Below are 8499 nucleotides of genomic sequence, written 5' to 3' on the forward strand. Positions count from 1 at the left end.
TAATCCTGATGGAATTATTTCCGGCTGTGACGATCAAACCTGTGGCACAATATTATAGAAGAATCGTCACGGAAACCCCATGCTGAAAAAATTATCATGGCTCCTGCTCATGAGCGTCTGGCTCACGGCGTGCAGCCAAACACATGAAACGACCCTGGATAACGGATTGCGCGTCATTGTCAAGGAAGACCACCGTTCCCCGGTCGTGGTATCGCAAATCTGGTACAAGGTGGGGAGCCATGACGAACGGCAGGGCCTCACGGGCATTTCGCACGCGTTCGAACACATGATGTTCAAGGGAACGGCGAAGCTGAAACCCAACGAATTTTCGCGCATCATCGCCGAGAATGGCGGGCGTGAAAACGCCTTTACCAGCTACGACTACACCGCCTATTTCCAGCAACTCGAAAAGTCGCGACTGCCTGTGGCCTTTGAGCTCGAGGCCGACCGCATGCAAAACCTGACTTTGGCCGAGGAGGAATTTCGCAAGGAGATCAAGGTGGTGATGGAGGAACGTCGGTTGCGTACCGAGGACCGGCCCGAGGCGATTGTGCAGGAAAAATTCATGGCCACGGCCTACCGGGTCCATCCCTATCAACATCCGATCATAGGCTGGATGGCAGACCTGGAGTCCATGACGATCAAGGATTTGCGGGACTGGTATCGCCGCTGGTATACCCCGGGTAACGCGATTCTGGTGGTGACGGGTGACGTGGAACCCAAAGAGGTATTTGCCCTCGCAAAAAAATACTTCGGGCCGGTTCCGGCGCGCCCGCCGGAGAAGCATCCCGGGGTGACGGAGCCCGAACAGAAGGAGGAAAGGCGTATACGCGTCTCGGTTCCGGCGGAAGTTCCGTATCTGCTCATGGGTTATCACACGCCGGTGCATACCTCGGTTGGTCGTGGCGATGTTGCCGAATGGGAACCTTACGCGCTGAATGTGCTCACCGGCGTGCTGGACGGCGGACGGGCGGCGCGCTTCGAGCGTGAACTGGTACGCGAGAAAAAAATCGCATCGAGCATCGGCACGGACTACTCGGCGATTTCGCGGTCGCCCAGCCTGTTGGTGATCGAGGGCACACCGGCGAACGGACACACGGTCGAAGAATTCGAGCAGGCGATTCGCGCTCAAATTGAGCGCATTAAAAAAGAACCCGTCTCCTCCGAGGAATTGACGCGTGTGAAAGCACAGGTGGTCGCGCGCAATGTCTACAGCCGCGATTCCATGTTTTACCAGGCGATGCAGATCGGACGCTTGGCCGCCGTCGGCCTCGACTGGCGGATGCTCGATGATTACGTGAAAAAACTCAATGCGGTATCGGCCGACCAGGTTCAGAAAGTCGCCCGCAAGTATCTGGTAGAAAGGAATCTGACGGTGGCCGTGCTTGACCCGCTACCGATGGCCAAGGGACAAAGGTTGAAGACGCCGCGCCAGGGAGACAGTCATGTTCGTTAGGGCCATGCTTTCAATCGTCCTGCTGCTCGTGTCAGTTGCATCCATCGCGGGCCCTAAAATCCAGCACTGGACGCTTGGCAATGGGGCGCGGGTTTATTTTGTGCCTGCAAAAGAATTGCCGATGTTGCAGATACGTGTGACGTTCGATGCCGGATCCAGCCGCGATCCCGCGGGAAGAGCGGGGCTGGCGCGACTAACCGGTGCGATGCTCAACGAGGGCGCCGGTGATTTGTCGGCGAATGACATCGCCCTTCGATTGGAAAGCCTCGGGGCGGAGCTGGGCGCCGGCGTCGACCGTGACATGGCCGCGATTAACTTGCGAAGCTTGTCCGACTCCGAACTGCTGGACCCCGCGCTCGATCTGTTTGCCAAAATCCTTGCTGCCCCGTCGTTTCCGGCAGCGAGCCTTGAACGCCATCGGGCTCAGGCGCTGGTGGCGCTCCAAAAAGAGGCCCAGTCCCCGGGCGCGGTCGCGGAAAAGACTTTTTACCGCGAACTCTATGGTGACCATCTTTATGCGCACAATCCCTTGGGCGCTGAAGGAAGTATCAAGGACATTACCCGTGATGATCTGCTGCAATTCCACCGTAGATATTTTGTCGGCGCCAACGCCTGGATTGTAATTGTCGGTGACGCCAGCAAAAGACAGGCCCGGAAAATTGCCGAGCGTATCGTCGGCAAGTTACCGGCGGGGGAACCCGCGGCTCCATTGCCGGCGGTGAATCCGCTTTACGCGAAAAAATCGAAGCAGATCGATTTTCCCGCTACTCAGACGCATATCATCATGGGTCAGCCGGGTCTGCGTCGTGGTGACCCGGATTATTTCCCGCTGTATGTCGGCAATTATATTCTGGGTGGCGGGGGTCTTATCTCGCGCCTGTCCGTGGAAGTGCGGGAGAAGAAAGGTTATTCCTACAGCGTCTACAGTTATTTTTATCCTCTGCGACAGGCGGGGCCGATGATCGCCGGGTTACAGACTAAAAACACGCAGCGAGACGATGCGCTCAAGCTGGTGAATAAGGTAATTTCCGATTTTGTCGCCCAGGGGCCGACGCAAGCGGAGCTTGAGGCCGCCAAGAAACATATCACCGGCAGTTTTCCCTTGCGGCTCGACAGTAATGGCAAAATCGCTGAAAACCTGGCCGTGATCGGCTTTTATGGATTGCCGCTGACGTACCTCGATGAATTTATACCGAACGTCGAAGCGGTCACCGTGGAGCAGATTCGCAAGGCTTTCCGGCAGCGAGTTCACCCGGACAACATGCTGACGGTCACTGTCGGTGGCGGCCGCTAGCCGTCAATCAGAACGTCGATGCGCGGGAGAGAGTGAAACATTGGCGTTTCCCGGAAAGCTTCGCATCATCGGCGGCCGCTGGCGCGGCCGACGTCTGAGCGTGCCCGAGGCGGAAGGGTTGCGACCCACGCCCGACCGCGTGCGTGAGACGCTATTCAACTGGTTGCAGCCATATCTGGCGGGCGCGAGTTGTCTCGATCTTTTTTCCGGTACTGGCGCCTTGTGTCTTGAGGCGTTATCACGCGGTGCCGCGCGCGTCGTCATGGTGGAAAAAGCGGCCCGCGTGGCGGAGCAACTGCGCGAACACGTTGTCACCCTCGGCGCGGAACACGCCACAGTGATTCAGATGGACGCGGTCGATTTTCTGCAACAGGCGCCGCAGGCCTTTGATATTATTTTTCTCGACCCGCCGTTCCGAAGTCATCTCATCGGGCACTGCGCGGAATTAATCGAGGAACAGGGTTGGCTCCGGCCTGACGGGTTGATTTATCTGGAAGCGCCGGGCAAAAACCACACATTGTCCTTACCGCCCACGTGGGAACTGATTCGCAGCCGGATCGCCGGTCAGGTGGGTTATCATCTGGCGAAAAGAACCGGATGAATCCAAGGAATTCTTGACCTTCCTCAAAGCGGTAACTGTCTTGCATGCTATAATTTTTCGAATTTTTCGAGGGATCAAATGAAAGTTACCGCCCTGTACCCTGGCACCTTCGACCCCATTACCAACGGACATACGGATCTGGTCCGTCGCGCCGCGCGCCTGTTCGATGAGGTGGTCGTGGCCGTGGCCGCCAATCCGCAAAAAGAACCCCTGTTCTCGCTTTCAGAACGCGTGGAACTGGTCCGAGGGGTGCTGGCGGATATCGAGGGCGTACGCATTTTCGGATTTGATAATTTGCTGGTGGATTGCGTGCGTGACCACAAGGCGAATGTCATCCTGCGTGGTTTACGGGCGGCCTCCGACTTTGAGTATGAATTTCAACTCGCGGGGATGAACCGGCGTCTCGCGCCGGATGTGGAAACCGTGTTCATGACGCCTTCGGAACAGGAGATGTTCATTTCCGCGTCGCTGGTGAAGGAAATCGCCCTGCATGGCGGCAATGTCTCGGATTTTGTGAACCCGCGCGTGGCGGCTGCCTTGGCCGCTAAAATACGCTAATATGCAGGATGTAAAACCTGACTAAATTTGTAGGTATTTAAATGGCTTTATTGATTACCGACGAATGCATCAATTGCGATGTTTGTGAGCCGGAATGCCCGAACGGGGCAATTGCCATGGGCGAGGAGATCTACCAGATCAATCCAAGCCTGTGCACGGAATGCGTGGGTCATTTTGAAACATCGCAATGCGTTGATGTCTGTCCGGTTGACTGCATCATTCTCGATCCGAACTATCCGGAAACAAAGGAAGAACTCAACAGAAAATACCTGTCGCTGATCAAACAGACGGCCTAAGTGCGATCTGCTTGAATCCGCTCCTGCTGTTGGCCGTGTTCGTAATTCACCACTTACCGTAGAGCGTTTTAAATTGCTGTCACGCCCGGATTAGGGGGTACAACACGTTTCCAACGGATGTCCGTCTAGCTCCCATCCGATCGCACCCTCCCGCTCAATCAGCAACCATTTTATCTGCTGTTTTATCAATGCGCGCCGGCGTGTTTTGCCCACGGGATTCATTTCAATTATTGTGTTAAACATGTTTTGCAAGTTGCGCCTGACATGCCTGCTGGTGTTGTTGCCGATGAGTTCGGCGATGGCCGGGGTAACAACATCCACCGCCGGCATTGCCAGTGCGCATCCCCTGGCAACCCAGGCCGGTCATGGGATTCTCGCCCGCGGTGGCAATGCGTTCGATGCCGCGGTGGCGGTGGCGGCTACATTGTCCGTGGTCGAACCGTACAACTCCGGGTTGGGCGGCGGCGGTTTTTTCCTGCTGCATCGCGCGCACGACGGTTATGAAGTTATGATCGATGCACGCGAGCGCGCCCCCCTGGCCGCCACTCGCGATATGTACCTGGACCAATCCGGCCAACCGGTACCTGGATTATCCGTGGACGGCCCGCTGGCTGCCGGTATTCCCGGAATCCCGGGGGGGTTGGTGCACCTGGCCAAAAATTACGGCCGGCTTTCACTCAAGCAGTCGCTGGCACCCGCCATCCGCCTGGCACGTGACGGATTTCCGGTCACGGCGCAGTTCTCCAGGATGACGCTGCGTCAGCAAGACCGCCTGAAGAATTTTCCAGAGACAGCACGGATTTTTTTTAATCGGGGATTTGTTTACGCCGCGGGCGAACGGCTGCGGCAGCCGGAACTCGCCCGTACCCTTGAACAGTTGGCGAACAAAGGCCGCCGTGGATTTTATTCCGGTGAAGTTGCCAAGCAATTGGTGAAAGGCGTGCGTTCCGCCAAGGGTATTTGGAGCATGAAGGATCTGGCCGAATACCGTGTAGTTGAGCGCGCGCCGGTGAGAGGTAAATTTCATGATGTCCACATCATTTCCGCGGCGCTGCCGTCATCGGGCGGCGTGACGTTAACCCAGATGCTGAATATTTTGGGTGGGTTCGACCTGATGGCGGTGAACAGGGTGGAACGTTTTCGCCGTATCATCGAAGCCATGCGCCTCGCCTACCGCGATCGAGCGCTTTATCTGGGCGACCCTGATTTGGTGCACGTGGACGTTCCACGCCTGGTTGGCGCCGCCTACGCCGATGAACTTCGAAAAGAAATCCTCTTACGAGACGCGATTCCCGCTGGGACACCCTCCGAAGCCGCCAGAGAGGGCGCCAACACCACGCATTTTTCAATCATTGACCGGGAAGGGAACCGTGTCGCGGCCACGCTGAGCCTGAATACCCTTTTCGGTTCGGGCTACACGCCGTCTGGCACGGGGGTGGTGCTTAATAATGAGATGGATGATTTTTCCGTCAAGCCGAACACGCCCAATACTTACGGCCTCGTGGGATTGCACGCCAACGCCATTGCCCCGGGAAAACGGCCTTTGTCGAGCATGACCCCGACTTTTCTGGAAAACGATACTTCGGTTGTAGTTCTCGGCACTCCCGGGGGCAGCCGTATCATCACCATGGTCCTGCTGGCGACGCTGGAATTTGCCCAGGAAAGCGGAGCCGCCGAAGACTGGGTAAGCCGTCCGCGCTTTCACCACCAGTATTTGCCGGATATGGTGACTTACGAGCAAGACGCTTTTGATGAAGCCGATCGCGCGGTGTTGGAGCAGCACGGGTACCGGCTCAGGACCGTACGCGGACGCTACGGCAATATGCAGGTGGTGACGCAAAACAAACTGACTGGAAGAATTGAAGCGGTTTCCGATCCGCGCGGCGAGGGTTTAGGGTTGGTCCGGTAAACCTGCCAAGTACCGTGTTGGGAGTAGCCGGGCGGAGCGGATGGGTATCGCCCATGGCATTTTTGGCCAGTTTCAGGCCAATTCAGCGGTGTTGATTCAGGCGGGTTTGCCGCCAGCCTGCCGATCTTCGGATTGTTCGAAGTTGATGACCTTCATGACTGCCTCAACGCGGTTTTCCAGGTTGCGCTCCTGTTCGCGGATGCCGTCACGGATCTGCTCGAGTTCATTCACGCGTTCTTCCAGCGTGTCGCTCGCATGATGAATGCGCTTGATGGATTCCAGCCGCCGGCGCAACTGCACCTGATGCTCGCGCACCTGCGATTCCATCGGCGACATGATGGTTTTAAGCCAATTGTCGGCATCGCGATTGACCATTTTATAAATCGCCCGGATTTTTGCCACGGAGGATTCGAAGAATTTCCTTGTGATGGCACGTTGCTCGGTGAAGACGAGCGAAACTCCCTTCATATACTGATCGTGCTTGTCCTGGAGCCGCTTGATTTCACGCAAGTATCGTGTCACCGAAAAATTTCCCGGTTTGATGTTGGCCAGTCCGTGCTCTTCCTGGAATTTTTTATACACGCCTTCCATCATCGCCTTGATTTCCTGCGCTTGCTTGGCTGCTTCCTCCATCGTGACTTGTGCCAGCTTGAAAAAATTATCCATGCATGCCGTCAGCCCGGCAGTGGTCATGCTGATCTCCATGTCTTTCTTGGTCTGGGCGATTTGCGCGTCGAGGTTTTTCAGGTTCAAGTGGGTGTACAGCACATTGGTCTGTTGCGAAAAAATGCTGCGCGTGGCCTGAAAGCGCTGCAGGCTTTTTTCGAATACTTCCTTGTCCGCTTTGACTTTTTTCATCATGTGCTCGATGACATCCATGTTCTTGCCTGACAGGCCGCCGAGTTCTTCCATGTGTTCATAGACATTTTTTAAGCGTTGCGAAATGATCAGGCGCATGGCTTTGATGACATCTTCCATGTCACCGCTGATGTTATCGCATACAATCTCGCGTTTAGCCGGGACAATCTCGCTCCCAAGCGCTTCTTCAAGCGCCGCGATTCGCGAGCGATCGAGCGTCTTGTTGTCCTTTTTTACCTTTCCAAGAAGTGCTTTCTGCGCCGAGACCGGAAAAACATTGTGCTCCGGGATGGCCAGGTGTTTCGCTGTTTCACGGATCTGGCGGTCAATTTCCCGATTGACCTCTTCCGCGTTGCGCAGTTCGTCCCACAGCCCGTCTATCTTGTTGAGTACCACCAGGCGTCCTTTGTTCTGACTGTCCCGGCGGACGCCAATGTGGTTGTGCCAGACTTCAATGTCGGATTTGGTCACACCGGCGTCTGCGGCGAGAATAAACAGCACAGCATGCGCGGAAGGCAGCATATTGAGCGTCAACTCAGGCTCGGCGCCGAGTGCATTCAGTCCGGGAGTGTCAAGTATGACCAATCCCCGTTCCAGCAACGGATGGGGAATATTGATGATGGCATGGCGCCATTTCGGAATTTCCACCAGTCCGTCCTCGGCAATCCGCATTCCATTCTGGGATTCGTCCTCGGCGACGTGGAATCCCATGGATTGCGCTTCTTCCCGGGCAACGTGTTTGACCTCGGTGATTTTTTGCAACGTTTCAATCATGGTATCCGGCGATTCGGTGTCGAGCGGCAGCAACTGCCATTCCTCGGGGAAGCCCCGGAATTCGGTAATGGTGGTTCCGCTCCGGCGGGTTTCGATCGGCAACAGGCGGAGAGATGACATGCTCCCCGAATCGTACATGACCTCGGTCGGGCACATGGTGGTCCGTCCGGCACTCGACGGAAGAATCCGCTGCCCGAAATTGGCGAAGAAGATGGCGTTGATCAGTTCGGACTTTCCGCGCGAGAATTCGGCGACGAAAGCCACGTAAAGCTTGTCATCACGCAGAGTCGAGAGCACATGCTCGAGACGCTGATCGACCTGGTTGTCGCTCAATTCCTGTTCTTGCAGCCAGGATTTGAGGTCGTTGACGGACGTGGCCAGCGCCGTGCGCCAATCGCTGTATTCCTCGAAAAACTGTTCCAGGTTTTGTTTTTTTGCTTTTTGCTGCATCTTAGAAATATAGTTTCACTTACTGGAAACTCCTCCCCTGGTGCCGAGAATTCCGCCCAAAGGTCATTTTGACGGATTTATGAAAATCTATGCTGGATCAACACGTTCGATAAATTACATCCGCCTTTACCTTAAGTCTAGCACCCAGTGCCTGTGGTGCACGCAGCTTTTGCAATGAGCGCCCGTAACCGCAATGGCTATGTTCCTTGAGCGCTACTGCCGCCGTCTCCGAAGGGGCCGCCACCGCGCGTGGCGCCAGCTCCTTCGGCGGTGGCGGCCAGGCGACTCAATGAACGTCGTTTC

At 56.0% G+C, this 8499-nt stretch carries 7 protein-coding genes; 6 read left to right on the plus strand and 1 reads right to left on the minus strand.

The features are described 5' to 3' along the window. Positions 1 to 79: 79 nt before the first annotated feature. From WD823_RS05980 to ggt, 6 genes are all read left to right on the plus strand, one after another. On the plus strand, positions 80 to 1456 hold the full coding sequence (locus WD823_RS05980; RefSeq protein ID WP_368428572.1) for a M16 family metallopeptidase: 1377 nt from the start codon (positions 80 to 82) through the stop codon (positions 1454 to 1456). After that, positions 1446 to 2750, plus strand: a complete 1305-nt coding sequence (locus WD823_RS05985; protein WP_368428573.1) for a M16 family metallopeptidase — start codon at positions 1446 to 1448, stop codon at positions 2748 to 2750. Before WD823_RS05980 ends, WD823_RS05985 begins: the two co-directional genes overlap by 11 nt. A 40-nt stretch (positions 2751 to 2790) precedes the next feature. Then, positions 2791 to 3351, plus strand: coding sequence for a 16S rRNA (guanine(966)-N(2))-methyltransferase RsmD (rsmD, locus tag WD823_RS05990; RefSeq protein WP_368428574.1), 561 nt, complete (start codon positions 2791 to 2793; stop codon positions 3349 to 3351). 78 nt (positions 3352 to 3429) lie between these two features. Then, positions 3430 to 3909 (plus strand): pantetheine-phosphate adenylyltransferase, encoded by a 480-nt coding sequence (coaD, locus tag WD823_RS05995; RefSeq protein WP_368428575.1) that lies wholly within the window; start codon positions 3430 to 3432, stop codon positions 3907 to 3909. Between the two features lie 41 nt (positions 3910 to 3950). Beyond that, positions 3951 to 4205: a YfhL family 4Fe-4S dicluster ferredoxin gene (locus WD823_RS06000; RefSeq protein ID WP_368428576.1), complete on the plus strand. Its 255-nt coding sequence runs from the start codon at positions 3951 to 3953 to the stop codon at positions 4203 to 4205. 241 nt (positions 4206 to 4446) lie between these two features. Continuing rightward, a complete protein-coding gene (gene ggt, locus WD823_RS06005; RefSeq protein WP_368428577.1) occupies positions 4447 to 6114 on the plus strand; it encodes a gamma-glutamyltransferase in 1668 nt (555 codons plus the stop codon). A 96-nt stretch (positions 6115 to 6210) separates the two neighbouring features. On the opposite strand, the gene WD823_RS06010 is transcribed toward ggt, so the two are convergent. Next, on the minus strand, positions 6211 to 8196 hold the full coding sequence (locus tag WD823_RS06010; RefSeq protein WP_368428578.1) for a dynamin family protein: 1986 nt from the start codon (positions 8194 to 8196) through the stop codon (positions 6211 to 6213). Positions 8197 to 8499: the final 303 nt, after the last annotated feature.

The sequence above is a fragment of the Sulfuricaulis sp. genome (assembly GCF_040901545.1).
GTDB lineage: Bacteria > Pseudomonadota > Gammaproteobacteria > Acidiferrobacterales > Sulfurifustaceae > Sulfuricaulis.

Excerpts from the sequence above, each read along its gene's own strand:
- coaD (WP_368428575.1), top strand. The coding sequence starts at position 3,430 with ATGAAAGTTACCGCCCTGTACCCTGGCACCTTCGACCCCATTACCAAC.
- ggt (WP_368428577.1), top strand. The coding sequence starts at position 4,447 with ATGTTTTGCAAGTTGCGCCTGACATGCCTGCTGGTGTTGTTGCCGATG.
- WD823_RS05980 (WP_368428572.1), top strand. The coding sequence starts at position 80 with ATGCTGAAAAAATTATCATGGCTCCTGCTCATGAGCGTCTGGCTCACG.
- WD823_RS06010 (WP_368428578.1), bottom strand. The coding sequence starts at position 8,196 with ATGCAGCAAAAAGCAAAAAAACAAAACCTGGAACAGTTTTTCGAGGAA.
- WD823_RS05985 (WP_368428573.1), top strand. The coding sequence starts at position 1,446 with ATGTTCGTTAGGGCCATGCTTTCAATCGTCCTGCTGCTCGTGTCAGTT.
- WD823_RS06000 (WP_368428576.1), top strand. The coding sequence starts at position 3,951 with ATGGCTTTATTGATTACCGACGAATGCATCAATTGCGATGTTTGTGAG.